The organism is Microbacterium terregens, assembly GCF_039534975.1.
Lineage (GTDB): Bacteria > Actinomycetota > Actinomycetes > Actinomycetales > Microbacteriaceae > Microbacterium > Microbacterium terregens.
Genome location: NZ_BAAAWH010000001.1, coordinates 1,030,329 through 1,052,398, shown reverse-complemented (window position 1 = coordinate 1,052,398; position 22,070 = coordinate 1,030,329). Strand labels below are relative to the sequence as shown.

Annotated in this window: 16 protein-coding genes; 8 read left to right on the top strand and 8 right to left on the bottom strand. The window is 70.5% G+C overall.

Going from position 1 to position 22,070, the window contains the following annotated elements; translation table 11 throughout:
- The gene (locus ABD655_RS04735) at nt 1-561 is read left to right on the top strand and encodes a phage tail protein (protein ID WP_344711997.1); all 561 of its coding nucleotides are present in this window, start codon (nt 1-3) and stop codon (nt 559-561) included.
- A gap of 13 nt (nt 562-574) precedes the next feature.
- On the opposite strand, the gene ABD655_RS04730 is transcribed toward ABD655_RS04735, so the two are convergent.
- Nucleotides 575-2,875 carry an ATP-binding protein gene (locus ABD655_RS04730; protein ID WP_344711994.1) on the bottom strand — a complete coding sequence of 767 codons (2,301 nt, stop codon included), beginning with the start codon at nt 2,873-2,875 and terminating at the stop codon, nt 575-577.
- A gap of 356 nt (nt 2,876-3,231) precedes the next feature.
- On the opposite strand from ABD655_RS04730, the gene ABD655_RS04725 reads away from it, so the two are divergent.
- Together ABD655_RS04725 and ABD655_RS04720 are read left to right on the top strand one after the other, a co-directional pair.
- Entirely contained in the window at nt 3,232-5,283 is a 2,052-nt protein-coding gene (locus ABD655_RS04725; RefSeq protein ID WP_344711992.1) for a zinc ribbon domain-containing protein, read from the top strand.
- Nucleotides 5,284-5,445: 162 nt separating this feature from the next.
- Entirely contained in the window at nt 5,446-6,729 is a 1,284-nt protein-coding gene (locus ABD655_RS04720) for an MFS transporter (RefSeq protein WP_344711990.1), read from the top strand.
- Between the two features lie 13 nt (nt 6,730-6,742).
- On the opposite strand, the gene ABD655_RS04715 is transcribed toward ABD655_RS04720, so the two are convergent.
- Nucleotides 6,743-7,375 carry a hypothetical protein gene (locus tag ABD655_RS04715; protein ID WP_344711989.1) on the bottom strand — a complete coding sequence of 211 codons (633 nt, stop codon included), beginning with the start codon at nt 7,373-7,375 and terminating at the stop codon, nt 6,743-6,745.
- Between the two features lie 82 nt (nt 7,376-7,457).
- Here ABD655_RS04715 and ABD655_RS04710 point away from each other — a divergent pair, with 82 nt between their 5' ends.
- Nucleotides 7,458-9,212 carry an alkaline phosphatase family protein gene (locus tag ABD655_RS04710; RefSeq protein ID WP_344711987.1) on the top strand — a complete coding sequence of 585 codons (1,755 nt, stop codon included), beginning with the start codon at nt 7,458-7,460 and terminating at the stop codon, nt 9,210-9,212.
- 22 nt (nt 9,213-9,234) lie between these two features.
- Here ABD655_RS04710 and ABD655_RS04705 read toward each other — a convergent pair whose 3' ends face one another.
- Nucleotides 9,235-10,245 (bottom strand): glycerophosphodiester phosphodiesterase family protein, encoded by a 1,011-nt coding sequence (locus tag ABD655_RS04705; protein ID WP_344711984.1) that lies wholly within the window; start codon nt 10,243-10,245, stop codon nt 9,235-9,237.
- A gap of 142 nt (nt 10,246-10,387) precedes the next feature.
- Here ABD655_RS04705 and ABD655_RS04700 point away from each other — a divergent pair, with 142 nt between their 5' ends.
- The 4 genes from ABD655_RS04700 to ligD all read left to right on the top strand — a co-directional run bounded on the left by ABD655_RS04700 (nt 10,388) and on the right by ligD (nt 15,364).
- The gene (locus tag ABD655_RS04700) at nt 10,388-11,305 is read left to right on the top strand and encodes a Bax inhibitor-1/YccA family protein (protein ID WP_344715679.1); all 918 of its coding nucleotides are present in this window, start codon (nt 10,388-10,390) and stop codon (nt 11,303-11,305) included.
- Nucleotides 11,306-11,471: 166 nt separating this feature from the next.
- Nucleotides 11,472-13,598, top strand: coding sequence for an alpha/beta hydrolase (locus tag ABD655_RS04695; protein WP_344711983.1), 2,127 nt, complete (start codon nt 11,472-11,474; stop codon nt 13,596-13,598).
- Between the two features lie 72 nt (nt 13,599-13,670).
- Nucleotides 13,671-14,003, top strand: coding sequence for a helix-turn-helix domain-containing protein (locus ABD655_RS04690; RefSeq protein ID WP_344711982.1), 333 nt, complete (start codon nt 13,671-13,673; stop codon nt 14,001-14,003).
- A gap of 143 nt (nt 14,004-14,146) precedes the next feature.
- Nucleotides 14,147-15,364: a non-homologous end-joining DNA ligase gene (ligD, locus tag ABD655_RS04685; RefSeq protein ID WP_378721508.1), complete on the top strand. Its 1,218-nt coding sequence runs from the start codon at nt 14,147-14,149 to the stop codon at nt 15,362-15,364.
- A gap of 41 nt (nt 15,365-15,405) precedes the next feature.
- Here the strand turns inward: ligD and ABD655_RS04680 are convergent, their stop codons facing one another.
- From ABD655_RS04680 to ABD655_RS04660, 5 genes are all read right to left on the bottom strand, one after another.
- Nucleotides 15,406-16,854, bottom strand: coding sequence for a carotenoid oxygenase family protein (locus ABD655_RS04680; RefSeq protein WP_344711979.1), 1,449 nt, complete (start codon nt 16,852-16,854; stop codon nt 15,406-15,408).
- Nucleotides 16,851-18,386: a phytoene desaturase family protein gene (gene crtI / locus ABD655_RS04675; protein ID WP_344711978.1), complete on the bottom strand. Its 1,536-nt coding sequence runs from the start codon at nt 18,384-18,386 to the stop codon at nt 16,851-16,853. Before crtI ends, ABD655_RS04680 begins: the two co-directional genes overlap by 4 nt.
- 68 nt (nt 18,387-18,454) lie before the next feature.
- A complete protein-coding gene (locus tag ABD655_RS04670) occupies nt 18,455-19,048 on the bottom strand; it encodes a ClpP family protease (RefSeq protein ID WP_344711977.1) in 594 nt (197 codons plus the stop codon).
- Nucleotides 19,045-19,674 (bottom strand): ClpP family protease, encoded by a 630-nt coding sequence (locus tag ABD655_RS04665; protein WP_344711976.1) that lies wholly within the window; start codon nt 19,672-19,674, stop codon nt 19,045-19,047. Before ABD655_RS04665 ends, ABD655_RS04670 begins: the two co-directional genes overlap by 4 nt.
- 862 nt (nt 19,675-20,536) lie before the next feature.
- The gene (locus ABD655_RS04660) at nt 20,537-21,937 is read right to left on the bottom strand and encodes a glycosyltransferase (protein ID WP_344711974.1); all 1,401 of its coding nucleotides are present in this window, start codon (nt 21,935-21,937) and stop codon (nt 20,537-20,539) included.
- Between the last annotated feature and the right edge of the window lie 133 nt (nt 21,938-22,070).

Here is a 22,070-nt window from a genome sequence, read left to right as displayed (position 1 = left end):
ATGCGCGGCATCGTCTCGCGGCTCGGGAGCCCCGCCCCGATGATCACCCGCCTGCCCGCGATCCTGCAGGAGGACGAGTTCCTGAACCGGGCGCTGCCCGCGTTCGACGACGCCATCGCACCGGTCTTCGCCACGCTCGACAACCTCGAGGCGTACGTCCGCCCCGAGTATGCGCCCCTCGACTTCCTCGAGTGGCTCGGTGGATGGGTCGATGTCGCCGTCGACGAGGAGTGGACCGAAGCGCAGCGGCGACGCATCGTCGCGGATGCCGCGAGGCTGCACCGCCGGGTGGGAACGGTCGACGGCATCCGCGATACGTTGCAGCTGGCCGCCGGCCCCGCGGCCACCGTGGAGATCGCGGAGTCCGGCGGCACCTCGTGGTCGACCGAACCCGGTGCGTCGTTGCCCGGGTCGGACGAGGCGGTGGTCGTCATCACGATCACCGTGCCCGACGGCGACCCCGCGGATCTCGCGCGCCGGTTCGAACGTGTGGCGGCGAGCGTCGTGCCCGCGTACCTGCCGACGCACCTGTCGGTCTTGGTGACCGCAGGCGGTGCCTGATCGTCTCGCGGCGCTATTCCACCCCGAGCGCGACGCGCATGCTGCGGTACCCCTCCTCGGTCCGGGCCGCGGCGACGACGTCCCCCGATCTGCGGTGCACCAGAAGGAGCGTGCGCCAGGACTCGTCGAGCCATGGGTCGATCTCGACCGCCCGGCTTGCGGCGGCGACCGCGGCGCGCGCGTCGCCGAGGCGCAGCTCGAGGTGGGCCAGCGAGGACGCGGCCTCCGCGGCGCGCACGCGGTAGCGCTCGCGCGCGCCCGTCACCCATTCGGCCGGCCCGTCCTCCGGGAGCACGTCCCCCGCATAGCGGGCGAGCGCGCTGCGCAGGCCGTTCGCTGCGGCGCCGGAGTCGCGCCGCAGCTTGGCGGCGGCCGCCTCGGCGAGCCGGTCGTCGAAGTCGGCGAGGTCGCAGTCGTGACGATCGGCGATGCCGAGGCGGTATGCCTCGCCCACGCGTTCGACGAGGGATGCCGGTGCACCGACGACCTCGGAGGGAAGCGACCGCCGCAGGCTCGAGACGCTGACGTGCAGAGCATGGACGGCTGAGTCGATCCCGAGGTCGCCCCACAGGATGTCGGCGATCAGCTCGCGGTGCACGGGTGCGCCGGCGTTGAGGGCGAGCATGCGCAGCAGGGCCCGCGCCTGAGGGCGCACGACACGCAGATCGATCTCTGCCCCGTCGGCGCAGAGGCGGAATCCGCCGAAGCAGCTGACCGTGATGTGCGGATACCGCGGCTCCGCGTCGGCGGCTGTCGCCCCTGTCGGGTCACTCGCCCGACCACCACGGGCGAACAGCGCGGGAAGCCGCGGCAGTCCCACTTCCCGTGCGCACCGCCGGGCAGAGGCAGTGAGAGCCTGCACGGCGGTGGGGGGCCCCACATGGGCTCGGGCGGCGTCCAGGAACGCGCGGGTTCCGTCCACGCCGGTGGCGATCGACGCGGTTTCGGCGTCGACGATCTGGCGGTGCGCATCGGCGGTGCCGGATGCCGCGGCCAGGAGCGCCCCCGCCGCACGCGACCACGCCGCGACATCCGCGAGGCCGAGTCTCTCGAGCCGGTCGGCGAGCGCGTTCGCCTGCGGGGCTGTCGCCCGCCCTCGCCGCACCCTGATCACGAACTGCAGCCCCGCGGTGACGGCAGCGCCTGTGGCGTCACCGCGCGCCTCGCACTCGGCCACGACCTCGGGGGCGGACCGCTCGGGCAGATCGGATGCCGCGGCCACGGCGCCGCGCACGACGCGTGCCTGCGGGTGGTGTCCGAGTGCGAGGCATTCGCGCTCGAGGGCGGCGAGTGCATCGAGCGTCGTCTCGCGCGGTGCGATCTGCTCGCGGATCATCAGCAGCGCGAGACGCGCCATCGGATGCCGCTCGTGTTCGGCGGGCGTGCGCAGCGCGAGCTGCAGCAGCGGAACGGCCCCGACCACATCGCCGCGACGCAGTCGCGTCATCGCGTCGTCGAATGCCGCGGGCCGGGGTCCTGCCGGCACCGTGATCGGCGGCGGCGAGGGGAGTGCGATCTCGGTGTCCAGCCCGGCGCGCGCCCGCAGGTGTCTGCGCAGAATCGGAGGCAGCACCCGGGTTCCGAGTTCTCGCACGTGCATGACCGCTCCGCCGTCGACGGCGTCGAGAAGCTCCGTCGCGGATTCCGCCCCCAGCAACCGGGCGCACGTGCCGAACTCCAGCGTGGGCAGGGCACTGGTGAGCTCGAGCGACCGCACGATCTGAGGCGGAAGTGCGCGCAGCGCCCGCTCGAGACGAAGCGCCGCGAAATCGCCGTGCAAGGCGGTGGCGACCGCGGTTTCCAGCGCCTCAGCTTCGATGAATCGCGACCGGATCGCGAGATCGTGCACCGGCCCGGCCCAGCCGCACGTCTCGGACACCACCTGTGATGCGGACTCGAGCGGCAGGGCATGGCCGCCGACGGCCCGGAAGGCGTCGGCCACCTCGTCGACGCGCAGCACGAGGTCGGGGGCGGTGACCAGATCGGGTTCGCTCTCGCAGGCGATGGTGAACTCGCCGCCGAGCGGAAGTCGCGAGGCGAGCACGAGATGGTGTTCGGGGTCGCAGCGCGCCGTCATCCGGGCGAGGGCCGACTCGCCGCGCGTGCCGGCCACGACGTGGACGTCGTCGATCGCGAGCGTCGTGATGGCGTCTGAGGTCTCGAAGCCGGCCATCGCCTTCTCCGTCGCGGCCTCGAGTTCGGAAGGATCCCGACCCGACCGGCCGAGGTGGATCATCACGGCACGGCGACGGGACTGGGTCAGCCGGCGCAGGAGAGTCGACTTGCCCGCGCCGCTCGGCGCCACGATGAACACGCAGGGTTGCTGCAGACGACGCTCCAGACGCGCCGGCAGCTGGTCCCCCCCGCCATCCTGCTCCAGTCCCGCAACCCCCGCGTGACGCACTGTCGACCCCCTGCGCTGACGATGCCGTCGGTTCGGGTTCCGATGGAGCACAATCTAGCCCTCTCGGATCGCCGCGTATACGGGACGGCGCGCGCCTCGGACCCGGCGGGTTCCCGTGCCCGCACCGCGATCCGCGTACGCGCGTGGAGGGAAGGCAGCGATCGGTGCCCGTTGAGGCAGCGGGCTGGAAGCCCGTGCGCACGGCTCCGTACGATCAGCAGTAATCGTGAGGGAACGATGTCGATGTCCCGACCGAAGGGACGAGGATGGCCGAACGCATCTGCGGAGTGTGCGGCACCAGGAACGACGCCGACGCGCGCTTCTGCAAGAACTGTGACAACTACCTCGGCTGGGATGTCGGCGCCTCCACGCTCGACGGCGAGGCCCTCACCGGTACCGTCCCGACGGTCGTGGGGATGGTCCCGGCAGAGCCCGCCCCGACCCCGACGACGGCGGCGGACGCGACGAGCACTGGTCCGGCCGCGGCATCCGATCCCGTCGGCGTTCCCCCCATCCCCGCCGTTCCCGCGGCCGTCGCGGCCGCGCAACCCACGCAGGCCGCGCACGGTTCGCCGACGGTCGCGGTCGCGAACTCCGACGCGGTGGTGACCGCGGGTGCTCCCGCCGAAGTCGAGTTCACGATCGAGAACACTCTGACCATCGTCGACGGTTACGTTCTCGAGGCCGTCGACCCGCCGTCCTGGCTCGTGCTCGCGCACCCTGACGTGCACCTCATGCCGGGCGAGGTGCGCAGCGTCGCGCTCTCGCTCGGGTTGCGGAATGACACCATGGTGGTCGCGCAGCGGGTTCCGCTCACCGTGGTGGTCCGGTCGATGGAGGATGCCGAACGCAACGCCACCGTCAGCGTCATCGTGACGGTTCCGCCGCACGGACCACGTCCCACGCTCGAGGCGCGGCCGACGCTCATCCGGCTCGATGACGCGGACTCCGGCCACTTCTCGGTCCGGCTCGACAACCGGACGGCGAACTACCCGCAGACCGTCGGGATGAGCGGCGGCGACCCCGAAGGTGTCGTGACGTTCGCGTTCACCCCCGAGGTGGTGGAGGTGCCGGCGGGTGCGATGGTCGAGGTCGCTGTGGCGTTCACGGCGCCGCAGCCGGCACCCGGCCAGCAGCTGAACCGCCAACTCACCGTGGCGGCGACCAACGACGAGGGGGCGATCACGACCATCCTCACGCTCGTGCAGAGCACCGCGGCAGCCCCGGTCGATGCGCCCGTCCGCGTGCAGGTGCAACCCAGCAGCATCCGTCTCGTCGACTCGGCCGAGGCCGACTTCGAGGTGCACGTCGACAACCGTGGCGGGCACTCGGACGTCACGGTCGCCCTGTCGGGCACCGACCCTGAGCAACGGCTCTCGTTCGCGTTCGTGCCGGCCCGGTTCGTCGCGGTGCCGGGGCATGTCACTCGAGCACACGGGCGGCTGCGCGCGCATCTGCCGCCGCGCGGCACCAGCACGACGCATCCCTTCACCGTCATCGCGTCGGACGGAACGTCGGACATCGAAGCGTCGGCGTCGCTCGAGATCACCGCGTCCGCCGCGGCGATGGCGACCGCGGAGGTGCGCGCGCAGCCCGAGAAGCTGGACATCGGCACGCACGGCGATGGCGAGTTCTCCATCCAGGTCGACAACCGCCGCGGCTCCGAGCCGCTGAACGTGGTGTTCGCGGGACGGTCCGACGATGGGCTGGTGCGCGCCAGGTTCAGCCCGCCGAACCTCGTCATCGCACCCGGTACCGTCGGTCACGCTCGCATGTCGGTGTCGAGCCCGCATCCGCCGCCGCGCCAGGTCGGTGTCCGCCAGCTCGAGATCCTGGTCTCGGACGGAACGCAGAGCCTCACCGCGAGCGCGGAACTCACGCAGACCGGTCCGGATCGTCGGCGTCCCGCCGGCAGGTGGCTGGCTCTCATCGGTGCATTGCTGGTGCTGGTCGGTGCGCTCGCGATCCCGTGGTTCCAGGATGTCCCGGTCGATCTCAACGTCGGAGCGTTGCCTCAGAACGTGATCACCGCCCTCGATGCCGGCCTGCCACCGTTCACGGCAGCGGTCGCCGTCGCCGAAGCACCGCTGCGGATCCTCCTCGCGGTGCTGGCCGTGGCGATGCTGTTCGGGTTGACGGGCAAGGGTGGACTCATTCGCAAGGCCGCGATCCTCGTCGTGCTGCTCACCGTCGCGTACGTGGTGTCAGTGGCCGTGGTGATCTCGACGTTCCCGCCGCTGTCGTTCGGCATCCCGATCATCGTGGTCGGCGCGGTGCTCGGCTATGTCGGAGGGATCCTCGCCCGCCCCGCCGGCTGAGACCCGCCGCTCCGGCACGCCGCGGGCAGCATCGGTTCGCCACCTCCCGCGCGCCCACAACGGCAGCCGAAACCGTTGACCAACCGCCTCGGTCTGCAATACCGTGCGTGCGGAAGGCCACGTTCGCACGACCCGAGGACGAACGAGAGCAAGGAGACCGTCATGGGCCGACCGGTCGTCCGGACCTCGGCCGGGGAGGCATCCAGCACTCCGGCACGGTTCGCGGCTCTGGCCGTCCCGAATTATCGTCGCTTCATCGGCGGGCAGGGCATCAGCCTCATCGGCTCATGGACAGAGACGGTCGCCCAGGGCGTTCTGGTGCTGAGCATGACCGGATCGGCGTTCGATCTCGGACTGGTCGCGGCGCTCCGGTACCTTCCCGTCCTGCTCTTGGGCCCTTACGCCGGCGTCATCGTCGATCGGCACGATCGCCGGCGCACGCTGCTCGTGACGCAGACGTCGCTGGCCTTTCTCGCTCTCGCGTTCGGGATCGTCATCCTCACCGGCCACCAGACGCTGATGCTGGCGATGATCGTCGCCGTGGTGTTCGGTCTGCTGACCGCGGTCGACAACCCGGCCCGGATGGCGCTCATCCCCGAGCTCGTCGGCCGTGAGGCTCTGCACAGCGCCGTCACGCTGAACAGCATCCTCGCCAATGTCGGGCGAGGGGTCGGGCCGCTCGTCGCCGCGGCGCTCATCGGAACGGTGGGGATCGGCTGGTGCTTCGTCGCGAACGCGGCGAGTTTCGGACTCGTCATCGCACTGCTGCTGTCGATGAGGGTCGCCCAGATCCACTCCGAAGGCCGCATACCTCGACAGTCCGGCCAGCTGCGCGCCGCTCTGCACGTGGTCCGCGGCAACCGCCAGCTGCTCGGGCCGCTCGCGATGATGGCGATCGTCGGCACCTTCGCCTACGAGTACGAAGTCAGCCTGCCGGTCTTCGGCGAGCACTCGCTGTCCGGCGGGCCGGACGAATACGCCTGGCTGACCGCGGGGTTCGGAGCCGGTTCCATCGCCGCCGGGATCATCCTCCTGTTCTGGCCGCAGACGGGTCTCACGCGGATGATCGTCCTCACCATCGCCTACGCGATCGCCCTCGCCGTCACCGCCGCCGCCCCCTCCACCGCTTTCGCGAACATCACGATCGTCTTCGTGGGGGCCTGCAGCATCGGCTTCCTGACCACCGGCAACTCCACGGTGCAGCTGTTCGCGCCCTCGGGAATGCGTGGACGCGTCACGTCCCTGTGGACCACCGCGTTCATCGGCACGACGCCCATCGGCGCGGTGATCATCGGCGGGATCGGCCAAGCCTGGGGCGGAAGAGCAGCCGTCGCCGTCGCCGCCGTCGCCTGCCTCACCGCCGCCGGCGTCGGAGTGCTCATCCGAGCGCGAGCGCCTGAGCCCGCGCCGGACCCCGCGGCTGCAGGCCCGACTCACCTCTCCTGAATGCTGCTCCCGCTCAGCGCGTGTCGCCCTTGTCGCGGGCGTCCGCGACACGGGGCTCGCCCCGACGGCGCACCATACGGTCGATCAAGGCGGCCAGCCATGCGCCGCCGATCCCGAAGACGATCACCATCGCGTCGCTGACCAGGGTGTACGCACCCGAGGTCGCTGAAGCATCCACCAGGATGCGGCTGACGATCGGGGGGATGACGGCCAGGAGCAGCACGATGAACGCAACGGGATGCCGCCCCCGCACCAGCAGCCAACCACCCAGTGCCACCACCAGCGTGATCAGACCCTGATTGACGACGAAGGTCCAGAACGCGACCGGGTGATCGATGTTGCCGATTCCCCGCTCGATGCCGATCGTCGCCCACAGCAGCAGCACGACGCAGGCGAGGGTCACCGCACCGAGCCGCCGCGCGCCGCTGGCCGGCATCAGCACGAACGCGGTGATGTAGATGCCGAGGATCAGGACGAACTCCGCGAAGTCCACAGCCGGCACATCGGTGCCCAGGGCACCGGCGTAGTTGGCCGCTTGGATGAAGGCGCTGAAGTCGGTGGCGATGTTCAGGAACCCGGCGAACAGGACGCCGACCAGTGCCGCGCCGTACCGGGCGTTCCGATCGAAACGCAGCTCGGGAATCATGGGTCGACACTACTGGGGCGCGGCGGTCGGCCTTCACCGGCGTCGATAGACTGACTCCCGAATTGCGCCCAGGGGGATGGTTGTGGACGAGAGCGAACAGGCGGACGGGCGCGACGACCGTCCGCGCGACACGGCACGGCGCGACTTCCTCCGACGCGCCGGCATCGGCGCCGCCGGGATCGCGATCGGAGGCTCCGCCGGCGCCGCGATGACGGCAGCGGCGACCGCGCATCCGCCGGAATTCGATCCGCTGCCCAAGCGCACCGCGCCCGGGTTCGATCACGTCGTCGTCGTCATGTTCGAGAACCGCAGCTTCGACAACATGCTGGGGTGGCTCTACTCCGCCGACGAGAAGTCGCAGGACCAGTTCAACGGGCTCGCCCAGGGCAGCTATTCCAATCCCGGACCGGGCGGTGAAGCGGTTCCGGCATACGTCTATGACGGCTCGACCGACACGGTCATGCAGTCGCCTCAGCCGGACCCGGGCGAGACCTACCCGCACGTGAACACGCAGCTGTTCGGAATCGTCGATCCGCAGACCAACGAGGACATCCGCGCTCATGGCCTGCAGCCGCCGTTCAATACGCCCCCGGTGGGAGTGACGCCGGATATGTCGGGCTTCGTGAAGGACTTCGCGATCAACTTCCAGCGCGACAAGGGACGAGCCCCCACGGCCGACGAGTACCGCGTGGCGATGGGTTCCTTCAGCCCGGCGATGATGCCGGTGCTGTCCACGCTCGCCCGGGAGTTCGCGGTGTACGACGCCTGGCACGCGGCCGTGCCGTCGCAGACGTTCTGCAACCGCCTCTTCTTCCACGCCTCCACATCGCACGGCTACGTCACCAACCACGGCGGCGACAGCTACTACAAGTGGATCGACGGCCCTCCGGCACCGACCATCTTCAATCGACTCGAGGATGCCGGCATCCCCTGGCGCATCTATTACGACGGCTCGCAGCTGGTGTCGCTGACCGGGCTGCTGCATTCCCCTGTGCTGCGCCCCTATTGGAAGACGCATTTCCGCGAGATGGGTCAGTTCGTCGAGGACGCCAAGAACGGGGATCTGCCCGCCTACAGCTTCATCGAGCCGCGCATGGTGTTCAATCACAACGACATGCACCCGCCGTGGGGCGCGAAGGTGCACGAGGACGTCGTGGATGTCGACGGCGACAAGATCCCGGTCTACAACAGCGCCCTCTCCGACGTGCGCGCGGGAGACAAGCTCGTGCAGGACATCTACGACGCGATCCGCACGAGCAAGTCGGCGAAGGGATCGAACGCGATGAACACCGCACTCGTGATCACCTTCGACGAGCACGGCGGGACGTTCGACCACGTGTCGCCGCCGACCGCCTCGCCGCCCGACCGCTCGGGCCCCGGCGAGATGGGCTTCACCTTCGACCGCCTGGGCGTGCGGGTGCCGACGATCGTGGTGAGCGCGTACACGGCCGCGAACACGGTCATCCACGACGAGATGCACCACGGTTCGGTCATCAATACGCTCTGCCGCCAGCACGGGCTCGCCCCGCTGACGCTGCGGGACCAGAGCGCGAACCCGATCTTCAACTCCGTCAACCTCACCGAGCCCCGCCAGCCGTACACATGGCCGCAACCGCAGGCGCTGTACGCGGGAAGAAATCCCGAGGAGGACGACGCGACTGCCGCAGCGACCAAGCACAAGCACCGGCCGCTCACCGCCCCGGCGCAGGGCCTGACCGGGCTGCTGCTGGCCCGCTACAACCCCGGCAGCAAGGCACCCGAGACGTATGCCGAGGCGTATGACGCGGTCGTCCGCTTCGGCAAGGGTTTGTTCGGGACGTACGACGACCCGAAGTGAGCCGATCCGGTGGTCGGGTGGCTCAGCGCCGGAAGAACTCCACCCCGAGGTCGGCGTGATCCACGAAGACGCCGTCGACCCCGGCATCCCTGATCACGGCCCACTCCCCCTCGTAGTCGCCGAAAGCCGCCGCGCCGCCGCGCCCGCGGTACTGCCCCACCAGGAACGCATTCTCCGGACGGCATGTCCACGTGAAGACCCGCAGCCCCCGTGCGTGAGCGTCCGCGACGACCGCTGAGGGGCCGCTGACCCGGCCGAGCTTGTCGGGGGCGAGGATCATCCGCTTGTCGACGCTGATCCCGTCCACGGTTCCGGCCAGGCGGTCCAGGCCGGCCGGGCGTGCCGTCTCCTTGTACGTCGGTGCGGCTCTGCCCAATGCGGCGACGAGGTCGAAGGGACGCCCTGCCGCCTCGAGCAGGTAGATGTACGTGCCTCGAATGCCGCGTTCCCGCAGCTGCTGCAGCACCGTCGACTCGAAGGCCTCGATCGTGAGCGGCAGCTCGCCCTGCGCCCAGCCGGCGTCGGTGAGCTCCGCTTCGACGAGCCCGGAAAGCTCCCATCCCAGCGCGTCGATGTAGGTGGCGTGCTTGATCTCCAGGACCACCCCGATCTCGCGACCCTGTTCCAGCGACGCGGCGCGCACCAGGTCCAGAACATCTCGCAGGCGCAGGACCGGCTGCTGGTCGTCGAAGGATGCGCTGGATGGCCGCAAGTGCGGCAGCCTCTCCCGGCAGCGGAGTGTTGCGATCTCGTCCCAGGTGAGGTCCTCGGTGAACCAGCCGGTCAGTTCCGCCCCGTCCACCGTCTTGGTCGTGCGACGGTCGGCGAACTCGGGCCGGTCGGCGATATCCGTGGTGCCGGATATCTCGTTCTCGTGACGTACGACCAGTACGCCGTCCTTCGAGACGACGATGTCGGGCTCGACCGCGTCCACGCCCATGGCCAGCGCGAGGTCGTAGGACGAGCGCGAATGCTCCGGCCGGTACCCGGGCGCACCGCGATGGCCGATGACGAGTGGATGGGTGCGGGGCACCGATTCAGGCTACCCGCGCTCGTTCCGGGAGGCCTTCAAAGCCCTCTCACAGCACGAATCCGCGAGCGATCGCCTGGCGTCCGTTATCGTGGGCTCACAGCACAATGCTGTCAACCCTTTTTTACCTTGGAGTGTGAGAGCAGTGGCCCTCAACAACCCCGCATTCGACAACCCGGCGTTCCAGGACGCCCGGGCCGGCAAGAAGTACCCGAGCAACACACCGCCGCCCCCGTTCGGTACGCAGACGCAGGTGGCTTCCGCCCAGCACGCGGGTGTGGACGCTGCGACGAACGCACAGCTCGAGGGCGCGTTCGCCGGTCCCTCGGCGGGTGCGATCGAGACCGACCGCATGACCGTCGAAGACACGGTGTGGAAGACCGTCGGACTCTTCGCGATCCTCGTGGTCACCGCCGTCGGCGGCTGGGTCTGGACCATGGCTCCGGTCACCGCCCAGAACCCGAGCCCCACCATCGTGCCGTGGATCGTCGGCCTGCTCGGCGGCTTCGCGCTGTCGCTCGCGGTCATCTTCACCTCGCGCAAGAAGGTGCGTCCCGGCCTGATCTTCGCCTACGCGGCCTTCGAGGGACTCTTCGTCGGCGGCATCTCGGCGTTCTTCGAGTTCATCTGGCCCGGCATCGTCTTCCAGGCCACGCTGGCGACGCTGGTGGTCGTCGGTGTGACCCTCGCCCTGTTCGCCAGCGGCAAGATCCGTGCCTCCAAGAAGGCCACCAAGGTCTTCATGATCGCGATGATCGGCTACCTGGTCTTCTCGCTGATCAACATCGGCCTCATGATCTTCAACGTGCCGATCGCCGGCGGCGCGTTCGGCGTGCTGAGCCAGGAGATCTTCGGCATCCCGCTCGGCGTGATCATCGGCATCCTGGTCGTCATCATGGCGGCGTACTCGCTCGTTCTGGACTTCGACTCGATCCAGCGGGGCGTCCGCAATGGCGCTCCCCGCCAGTTCGCGTGGCTCGGCGCGTTCGGCATCATGGTCACCGTCGTCTGGCTCTACATCGAGATCCTGCGTATCCTCGCGATCCTGCGCGGCTCGAACTAGACACGAGCCGGGTCAATGCGCGCAGCGCGTTGACGCGGCTGCGTGTCTAGATCGAGTAGCGAGCACCTTCGAAGCGAGGGCCGTCCGAAAGGGCGGCCCTCGTTCGTTGTGCGGCGCACCGGCGGCGTCGGTCTCGATGACTCTGGATCGCCGCTATCGTGACGTTATGATCGCGCCGCGCGCGCTCGCCGCACCGTCGACGTCCGACGCGCCCGCCCCTCTTGCAGCGGATGCGTCACCCTCGCATGCCCGGAAACGCCGGCGACGGCATCCGCTCGCTCTGCTCGGCGCGGCACTCATCGTGGGCAGCGCGCTTCTGGCCGGTGGACTGCCGGCCCCAGCCGCCGTCGCGAGCGACCTGCTCGACCGTCCGGCCAGTGCGATCGCCGACAAACTGGATGAGACCGATTGCCCCGTCGACGTGCCGGCGGAGCACGCCCGGCGGGTCACGTGCGGCTTCCTCACCGTGCCCGAGAGCCGTGCGCCGGGAAGCGACCCCGCCAAGACCCTGCAGCTGCCGGTCGCGGTCATCGCCAGTCGATCCGATGACCCCGAGAAGGACCCGCTCGTCTTCCCCACGGCCGGCGGCCCGGGCGCGGGCAGCCTCGGCGTCCTGTGGTACTTCCTCGACTACGCCGACTGGGCCTCGGAGGACCGCGACATCATCGTCGTCGAGCAGCGCGGGGACGCCCTGGCCGAACCCACCTTGAATTGCCCCGAGCTGGATACCTCGCACTTCCTGATCGACGGAGTCGGCGTGACCGGCGAGGAGGAGGCCGCGCTCCACCTTGCACAGCTGCAGAAGTGCCGCGATCGCCTGCTCGAGGAGGGGTCGAATCTTGCGGCGTACACCAGTGCCGAGAGCGCCGTCGACCTGGCCGACCTGCGCACCGCACTCGGGTACGACGAATGGAATCTGTACGGCCTGTCGTACGGCTCGCGGCTCGCGCTGACCGTCATGCGCGACCGGCCCGAGGGGTTGCGCGCGGTGATCCTGGATGGCGTCGTCCCTCCGCAGGTGCGAGAGCACGAGCAGGTCTCGGCGGGGTTCCTCACCGCCCTGGATACTCTGTACGCCGACTGCGCGGCCGATGCGGACTGCACCCGGCTGTACCCCGACATCGAGGCGTCGCTGTCGAGCGTGCTCGACCGCGCTCAGGAGTCCCCCCTCACCGTCACGGTCAAGAGCCCCGAAGACCGGTCGCCCGTCCGACTCACGGTCGACGACACCGACCTCGTGGGCGGTCTGTTCAACGCGTTCTACGATGCGGACCTGGTGCGCATCCTCCCCTTCCTCATCGACCGCCTGGCACAGGGCGACACCGAGGCCGCGGCGCCGCTGGCCCAGCAGAACCTCGACTACGGCGACCGGTTCACCGAGGGCCTGCGGCTGTCGATCGACTGCGCCGAAGAGTCGCCGTTCAACGACGACGCGGCGATCGTCGCGGCACGCGAGGCGGATCCGATCCTGTCGCACTTCACCCTGTTCGACAGTTTCCGCGAGGACTGTGCGGTGTGGGCTGTTCCACCGCTGTCCCCCCTCGAGACCGAGCCGGTGGTCAGTGCCGTTCCCGCGCTGCTCACCAACGGGGCGTACGACCCGATCACGCCGCGCGCGTGGAGCGAAGCCGCAGCGGCGACGCTTTCCGCGCACTATCTGTACGAATTCCCCGGTATGGGTCACGGCGCGGTCTGGGCGAACTGGTTCGATGACTGCGCCGCCACGATCGCGCAGCAGTTCCTGGACGATCCGTCCGTCGAACCGGACGCCTCCTGCGTCTCGGGCATGAAGCCCCCGGACTTCCTCACCGCCACGGACATCCACGCCACATCGGCCATCTACCGATTCGACTCGGACGTCATCCAGGACCGCGATCCGGTGGCGATCGGCATCGGGGCGGCATCCGTCCTGGTCTTCCTGGCGACCCTGGTCTACGCCGCGGTATACGGCCTGTTCTGGCTGCGTCGCCGCCGAGGTGACGCGCCGGGTGGCGCGGTGCTGGCGGCCGCGGCATCCGCCGGTCTGAATCTCGTCTACGTCGGCGGACTCGCGCTCGTGCTGCTGAACACCGAGCCGATCCTCCTCGCGTTCGGACTGCCGGCGGGCGTCTGGCCGCTGCTGCTGGCACCGTTCGCGGCGATCTGCGCGACCGTGCTGCTGGTCGTGCTGCTCGTCCTCGCGTGGGTGCGCCGCGACGGCAGCCTGTTTCATCGCGTGGTGCTGTCGATCTCAGCCGCGGCATCCGTCGTCTTCGCGGTGTGGCTCATGGTCCGCGGGCTGTTGCTGCTCTGAGCCAGGGGTCGGTTGTTCTGCTCAGAGCGGAACCACTCGGCCGCGGCATCCACGGCGCTCTATCGTGAGCCCATGGCCGAGATCATCCCGATGCCGAAGCGCCCCACGCGGGAGCCGGAGCCGCTGTGGCGCGACGCGCTCGGCGAGCAGCTGCGGCGCATCCGCCACGACCGGGGCGAACGCCTCGCCGACACGGCCGAACGCGCGGGTGTCTCGCCGCAATACCTGTCCGAGATGGAGCGCGGACTGAAGGAACCCTCCAGCGAGATGATCGCCGCTGTGGCGGGCGCGCTCGAGGTGACCCTCGTGGATCTCACGGCTGCGGTGGTCGACGAACTCCGCGACCGCCGCGCGACCGGCCCCGCGGCCGTCGGCGTGCACACCGGGCTGGTCCTGGTCGCCTGAGACCTCCTCCCGTTCGGGGCGCCCGCGCCATCGATCGTCGCGGCGATGGGCGTAGCGCGCCGCAACCCCGAGGGCACAAGGTCTGGTCGCGGCATCCGCTCGTCGCTAGCGTGGGCCTGGTGAGCCCCGCGCGCAAAGAGCAGATGATCGATGTGGACGGGCGCGAGGTGCGCGTCTCCAGCCCCGACAAGGTCGTCTTCCCGCAGCCGGGGCTGACCAAGCTCGACGTCGTGAAGTACTACCTCTCGGTCGCGCCCGGAGCGCTGCGCGGAGCCGGCGGCCGCCCGATGGTGCTCAAGCGCTTCGTCAAGGGCATCGACCAGGAGGCCTTCTTCCAGAAGCGCGTGCCCGAGAACCACCCGGACTTCATCGACACCGCCACCCTGCACTACGCGCGGGGAACCTCAGCGGAGGAGGCGGTGATCCGGGATGCCGCGGGCCTGGCCTGGGTCATCAACCTCGGCTGCCTCGATCTGAACCCGCACCCTGTCCGCGCCGAGGACCTCGATCATCCCGATGAGCTGCGCGTGGACCTGGACCCGATGCCGGGCGTGGACTGGTCGCAGATCGTCGATGTGGCGATGGTCGCCCGCGAGGTCCTGGACGACTGCGGACTCGTCGGATGGCCGAAGACCTCCGGCTCGCGGGGGCTGCACATCCTGGTGCGGATCGCGCCGCAGTGGGACTTCCGTGACGTGAGGCTGGCGGCCGAGACACTGGCTCGCGAGGTCGAGAACCGGGCGCCCGGTCTCGCGACGGCGCGGTGGTGGAAGGAGGAACGCGGCGAGAGCGTGTTCGTGGACTTCAACCAGAACGCGAAGGATCGCACCGTGGCATCCGCCTACTCGATCCGGCCGCTCCCGGACGCGCGCGTGTCGACCCCGCTCGACTGGGACGAGGTGCGCGTGCGCCGGCCCGAGGAGTTCACCGTCCTCACCGTGCCGCAGCGTTTCGCCGAGACCGGCGACCCGCACGAGGGCATCGACGATGCGGTGGGTTCGCTGGAGGCGCTGCTCGCGCTGGCGAAGGAACTGGGTCCGGCTGGACCCCCGCCTCCCGAGGCTCCGCGCGGCGGCGGCGGCTCAGGCCGGCGTGCCTCGACCATGCCGCTGATCGAGATCGCACGCACCAGGACCAAGCCCGAGGCGCTCGACGCGCTCGAGCAGTGGAGTGCGCAGCATCCGGAGGTCGCGGCGATGCTGCACCCCGCCGACACGCTCGTGGACGGCATGCGCGGTTCGAGCTCGCTCTGGTACCGCGTGCGGATCAACCTGCAGCACGTGCCCGAGGACTCCCGGCCCGCGCAGGGCGAGCTGCTCGCGGACTACGACCCTCCCCACGGCCCCTCCACGCATCGCTGACGCGCTGCGCGGAGCCTCCGGCCGCGTGGGCCCAGGACGGGCTAGACCTGGCCGGGCAGGTCGTCGTAGAACTGGCCGTGATAGCCGAGCAGCACCGGGTGCGGCAACTGCGCGCGGGCGATCTCGGTGAAGGACGCGGCATCCAGCACGAGCAGGAAGGACGTCCCCTGCGCCGCATCCAGGACCACCGACAGCACCACGCCGTCGTCCTCGTCGACGCGGCCGGGTCGGCCGACGAACACGCCCTCACCGGGGTAGCAGCTCTGCTCGTACCAGGTCGCGGTGGTACGCGACTCCACGTCGATCTTCACCAGCTGGTCGTAGAAACCGCGGTCGCCGCGCACGCTCACGCCGTAGACGTAGCGCAGCCGGGGGCTGGTGTTGCGGCGCGCATAGTCGATGTTCGGCAGCTCGATGCCGGTCGGCGACAGCACCTCGGCGTGCAGGCGGCGGTTCGGCCCGGTCAGCGGGATGCGCAGCCGACGCAGTGTGCCCACTGGGATCTGCACGTCGGGTTCGGAGAGCCGGTGCAGATAGAACGATTCGATCACCGAGGCGTCGTCGTACGCGACCAGATCCACCACGACCGAGCCGTCCTCGTCGTCGTAGGCGTTGACGTGGTGGAAGGCGAAGAACGGATCGGCTGTCACGGAGCGCACGTGCTTGCCGCTCAGCCGATCGAACACATGGATGCGGGTGCCTCGCGCCGGCTTCCACCGGAAGTTCTCGATGTACGGGCGCAGCCACAGCAGCAGTGAGATCGGGTTGACGACGAGGGGGAACTCCACGAGCAGGAGATAGCGCTCCGACATCCCGAACGAGTGGATGTACGACGGTTCGCGCACGGCGCGCGTGGCGATCGTCTTGCCCTCGAGCAAGACGGGATCGGTGGTGTCGACGCGACGGAACACGTAGTTGCTGACCGCGCCGTACCGCGTGACGAGATTGATCGCCTCGTGGCGCTCCTCGTCGAGGTGCGGGTGGACGGTGGTCATCCGGCCGAAGTTCGAGGTGTCCCAGCCGGTCACACCGACCGTGCGCAGGGTCTCGGGGTCGAACTCCACCTGGATCGGCGTCTCGGCGAGGGCGAGGTAGTGCTCCGCCACGCGCGCGATGTTGACCTTCGCACTGTCGGTGGCCTGCGGGTCGAAGACGGCCATCGCCCGCGCGAACATCGATCGGCAGGGATCCGTGGCGAATTCGGGAAAGGCGATGCGTCCCTCGTCGCGCGCGATGCGGTACGACTCGGTCTCGAGGAAGCGGTTGGCGTACGAAACCCGGCCGTCGAGGATCGTGAAGCGGTGCAGCATCGCCAGGCCGTCGAACCAGTGGCGATAGCGCTGCGCGCCCACCTGGAAGGTGCCCGGGCCGTTGCGGAGCAACGAGCCGGTCAGCCAGTCCGGCAGCCGCCCCTGGACCGGGACGTCGTCGAGGGCGACCTCGGGGCTCTCGCCGAAGCCGTGGATCGCGTACGGCGCGGACGTGCTCATCGGTGCGCCCGAGCGGTGGGGCGCCTCGATCGACCGGCGGGCCGGTGTCCGATCAGGTCGGCGGCGATCTTTCCCGACGCCAGCACGGCGGGGATGCCGGCGCCTGGGTGGGTGCCGGCGCCGACCAGATACAGACCCTCCACCTGCGGCGAGCGGTTGTGGGGCCGGAACCACCCGGACTGGAACAGGGTCGGCTGCAGCGAGAACGCCGCCCCGCGCGGCGTGTTCAGCACATCGCGGAAGTGCTCCGGGCCGATCGCGTGCTCGACGACCAGATGACCGGCCAGCCCCGGAAGGTACTGCTCGTCCAGCGCGCCGACCACGAGGTCGCGGACCCGCCGTGCCGCGGCATCCGAGATCTCTTCCCCGACGTCCAGCGGTGGAGCGGCCACCAGCACGTACATCGCCTCGCACCCCTCCGGCGCCACGGACGGGTCGGTGCGCGTCGGCAGGTGCACGTAGAGGAACAGGTCGTCCGCGGTGAGCGGCTCGCGGCGCGTGCCGCGGCGGTGGGAGCGTGCGAAGACCCGACCGAGCACCCGGCGCGAGTCGCCGGACAGCATCAGGTTGTGGTGGGCCAGCGGAGTGTCCGGCCACGTGCGGTCCGCGCCGAGGTAGAGCACGTGCAGCGACATGCTCGGTCGTGCGGTCCGCAGCCGCAGCCCCGCGAGTCCGCTCGCCGGACCGAGGAGACGATCGTAGGTGTAGCCCGGGTCGGCGTTGGAGACGACGACATCGGCATCGCGCTCCGTGCCGTCCTCGAGTCGCACGCCCACCGCGCGACCGGAGCGCACCAGGATCCGCTCGACCGCGACTCCGCACTCGATCCGCCCGCCGAGCCGCTGCAGCAGCGCCCCGAGCGCATCGACGATCGCCGCCGTCCCGCCGACGGCGTAGTGCACTCCCCAGCGGCGCTCGAACTCGACGATGAGGGAGTACAGGGCGGGTGTACGCGCCGGGTGGCCGCCGATCAGCAGCGGGTGGAAGGCGAGGGCCCGGCGCAGGAACGGATCTCGGATGCAGCCGTCGACGAGACGCTGCACGCCGAGCGCCGCACGGTGCCGCAGCAGGAAGGGCAGCATCCGCATCATCACGTGCAGCTGCATCATCGGCCGTTCGGTGTACGGGTAGAAGGCGTCGAAGATCCGGCTCACGCGCCCCCGGAGCCGGGTGTAGCCGCGCTCGTCGGCGGGGCTGCGTTCCGCGACCTCCTGCTGCATCCGCACGGGATCGGCATGGAAGTCGAAGTGCGTGCCGTCCCGGTCGAACGCCCGGTAGAACGGGTCTAGCGGCACCAGCTGCACGTGATCCTCGAGACGCTCCCCCGCGAGCGCGAACAGCTCCTCGAACATGAAGGGCGCCGTGATGACCGTCGGACCACCGTCGAAGCGGAACCCGTCGAGTTCGTAGAGATACGCCCGCCCGCCGATGCGATCCTGCTTCTCGAGCACGGTCGTCTCGTGCCCTGCCGCAGCGAGCCGAATCGCCGCGGCCAGGCCACCGAACCCGCTGCCGATGACGATCGCTCGCATGTGGTCACGATAATCGACCGCTGTGGGCACAAGGGCCGGATCCTCCCGAATCCGTCCGGCGTGAGTGCCTACGCGGCGCGCTCGGCGAGCACCCGGTCGACGATCCCGTACGCGACCGCCTCGGCGGCGGTGAAGACGCGGTCGCGGTCGGTGTCGGTGCGCAGCTTCGCGGCATCCTGTCCGGTGTGCCGGGCGAGGATCGCCTCGACGTCGCCGCGGACGCGCACCAGCTCGTCCGCCTGCAGGATCAGGTCCGGGATCGCGCCGCGCCCCTGCCCGGCAGGCTGGTGCAGCACGACCCGCGCGTGCGGCAGCACCGCGCGCTTTCCCGCCGCTCCGGCGGCGAGCATGACCGCGCCGACCCCGATCGCCTGGCCGACGCAGGTCGTCGCGATGTCGGGCCGCACGTGCTGCATGGTGTCGTAGATCGCAAGCATCGCGCTCGGGTCGCCTCCCTCGGAATTGATGTACAGCTGGATGTCGCGGTCGGGGTTGTCGGCATCCAGATGCAGCAACTGCGCGATGAGCGCGTTGGCCACGCCGGCGTCGATCGCGGTGCCGAGATAGACGACGCGCTCGGTGAGCAGGTGCGAGTACACGTCCATGATGCGATCGCCGCGCGGATGCTGTGACACCACGTTCGGGATCGTGTACCCGCTCATGCCGCCACCTCCGCGGCGCCGAGCCCGAGGCCCGCGGGCCTGCGCCGCCGCGGGACGACCTGCGCGAAGTCAGTGACGACGCCGTCGATGAACCCGTACTCCTGGGCCTGTGACGCGGTGTACCAGCGGTCGTGCAGGGAGTCCTCGAAGATGCGCGGAACGGGCTGGCCCGTGTCCTCGGCGATCAGCCCGAGCACCGTGTCGCGTGTGTGTCGCAGGTCGTCGGCCTGCACCTCGACCTCCACCGTGGAGCCGCCGATGCCCGCCGAGCCCTGATGCATCAGGATCCGCGCGTGCGGCAGCGCCCGTCGCTTGCCCTTCGTGCCGGCCGACAGCAGGAACTGCCCGGCGCTGCACGCAAGGCCCAGCGCGAGGGTCGAGACGTCGTTCGGGATCAGCCGCATGACGTCGCGGATCGCGAGCATCGCGGGCACCGACCCGCCCGGGGAGTGGATCCACAGGGCGATGTCGGATGCCGCATCCTCGGCCGCGAGAGCGAGAAGCTGCGTCGCGATCAGGGTGCCGTTGTCATCGTCGAGCGGGCCGTCGAGCACGAGCACGCGCTGCTGGAAAAGCTCGCGTCGCGCCTCGGCCCCGAACTGAGGTGTCTTCGCTTCATCTGTCATGTCCCCAGAGTGCGCCGCCACCTTCGACCGCGCACCGCTTTCCGCCTCCGGCGGATCCGCCGTCAGCGGGGGCGGGGGCGGGGCCGGCGCTTCGTCGCGCGCGCGGTTCGCGGCCGCGATGCAGTCCGCGGCGCGCGATGCGGTTCGCGGCGCGTCCTTCAGCGCGGGCCGCGAGACGAAGCGCGGGCCGCGGCATCCACTCGTTCGCCGCGCACCTGTTTCGGCATCCACCCGTTCACTTGTCCTGGATGTACGTCAAACCTGTCGCTTCGCGTACATCCACGACCACTGAACCGGTGGTCGACGGGCCGCGAGACGAAGCGCGCGCAGCGAGACGAAGCACGGGCCGCGAGACGAACCGCGCGGCGCGCGCCCTCGCGGCCCGCGATGCGGCTCGCGGCACGTCCTTCAGCGCGGGCCGCGAGACGAAGCACCGGCCGCGACGAACCGCGCAGCCGCACCCGCACCGCACCCGCTCGGCGCGCCGCCGTGGACGGATCCGCCGCCCGTGGTCGCGCCGCGCGGCGCGGTCTCGCGGCCCGCGCGATGCGCGCCCTCGCGGCCCGCGATGCGGCTCGCGGCACGTCCTTCAGCGCGGGCCGCGAGACGAAGCGCGGGCCGCGACGAACCGCGCAGCCACACCCGCACCGCACCCGCTCGGCGCGCCGCCGTGGACGGATCCGCCGCCCGTGGTCGCGCCGCGCGGCGCGGTCTCGCGGCCCGCGCGATGCGCGCCCTCGCGGCCCGCGATGCGGCTCGCGGCACGTCCTTCAGCGCGGGCCGCGAGACGAAGCACCGGCCGCGACGAACCGCGCAGCCGCACCCGCGGGCCGCGAGACGAAGAACGGGCCACGACGCCCGCTCAGCCGGCGACCCGCCGCGATGGGCGGGCCAGCACGTCCTCGACGGCCTGGGCGAGCGCCGCCATCGCGTGGGCGGGCTGGACGCTGCGGCCGGCAGCGACGGCTTCGGCGGTCAGCCGGGCCCGCAGCTCCACATCGGTGACGACCTCGGCCAGCGTGGCGGCAAGGGCGTCCTCGTCGGCGTCGGGCACCAGCATCCCCCCGCCCTGCGCGAGCAGATCGCGCGGACCGTACCGCACGTCGTACGCGACCACCGGGCAGCCGTGCACGAGGGCCTCGGCGATGGACAGCCCCTGCCCTTCGAAGGCGGACGTCGACAGGAACACGGACGCCTCATCCAGGGCGCGCCCCGGATCGTCGGTGAGACCGCGCAGCACCACGTGCGCGTCCAGGCCCAGCTCATCGATCAGCTCCTGCAGCCGATCGCGTTCGGGACCGTCGCCGTAGATGTCCAGGGTCGCGTCGGGGACAACGCGACGCACTGCCGCAAGCGCGCGGATCGCGGAGTCGATCCGCTTGCCGGGTGCGAGCCGGTTCAGCATGAGAATGCGGCCGGGCACCCGATCGGCCAGGGGGGTGACGGATGCCGCGGGCGGAACCGCATTCGGAACGACCACGTGCACGGGCGAGACGCCGAACCGGTCTTGCACGTCGTCACGCTGCGTGGCCGTCGGCCAGAGCACCGCGTCGAAGCGCTCGGCGAGGCCGAACCACCGGGACCAGAGGGCGTTCAGCGGCGCATCGGGGGTGAAGGGGGGCTCGAGGTGGATCGTGTGGATCGCGTGGACGAGCCGCAGCGCGGGATCCTCCCAGCCGGCCAGCAGCTCGCCGAGCTGCCGCGACTCGCAGAGCACGACGACCGGCCGGTCGGCGCGACCGGCGCGCAGTCCCGCCACGACGTCATCGAGCCATGCCCGGTAGAGCGCGCCGAATCCGTTCACCACGCCAGCGACCTCGCCGCGGCCGTCGTACACGGCGATAGGGGCTGTCGTGACGTGCCAGTCGGGGTCGCCGTTGATCACGGGGAGTCCGACGACCGGGCGGCCGGCAGCATCCAGGATGACGCGGTACGTCAGTGCCGGGTCGGGCGCACCCGGGTGGGCCGCGCGGCGCAGCCACGGTGCCGCTCCCCCGCGCGCATCGGCGGCCTCGTCGAACAGGTTCCGCATGCGGGCGGGATCGACGACCAGATCGCGGCCGGCGAAGGCCGCACGGTGCTGCGCGTGTTCGGCGGGCGTGCCGGGGTCCAGTGTCAGCAGCAGAGGTCCGCGTCCGTCGTGGACGCCCGCCGCGGCCATCTGCCGCGCGCGTGCCAGCGCGGCCAGCGCGTAACCGCCGTCGCGGTCGGGGATGAGCCGGCTGGAGAGGATGAGGTACTCGGCATCCGGGAAGTCAGTCACGTACCCATCCTGCCGCGCCCCGCCCGTCGAGTGCACGACTTGGCGCCGAACGCACGGCTCCGCGGCGCGGGCAACCCGTGCAGCCGGCGTGAACCCGTGCACTCGGCGTCGACCCGATCAGCCGGCGTGAACC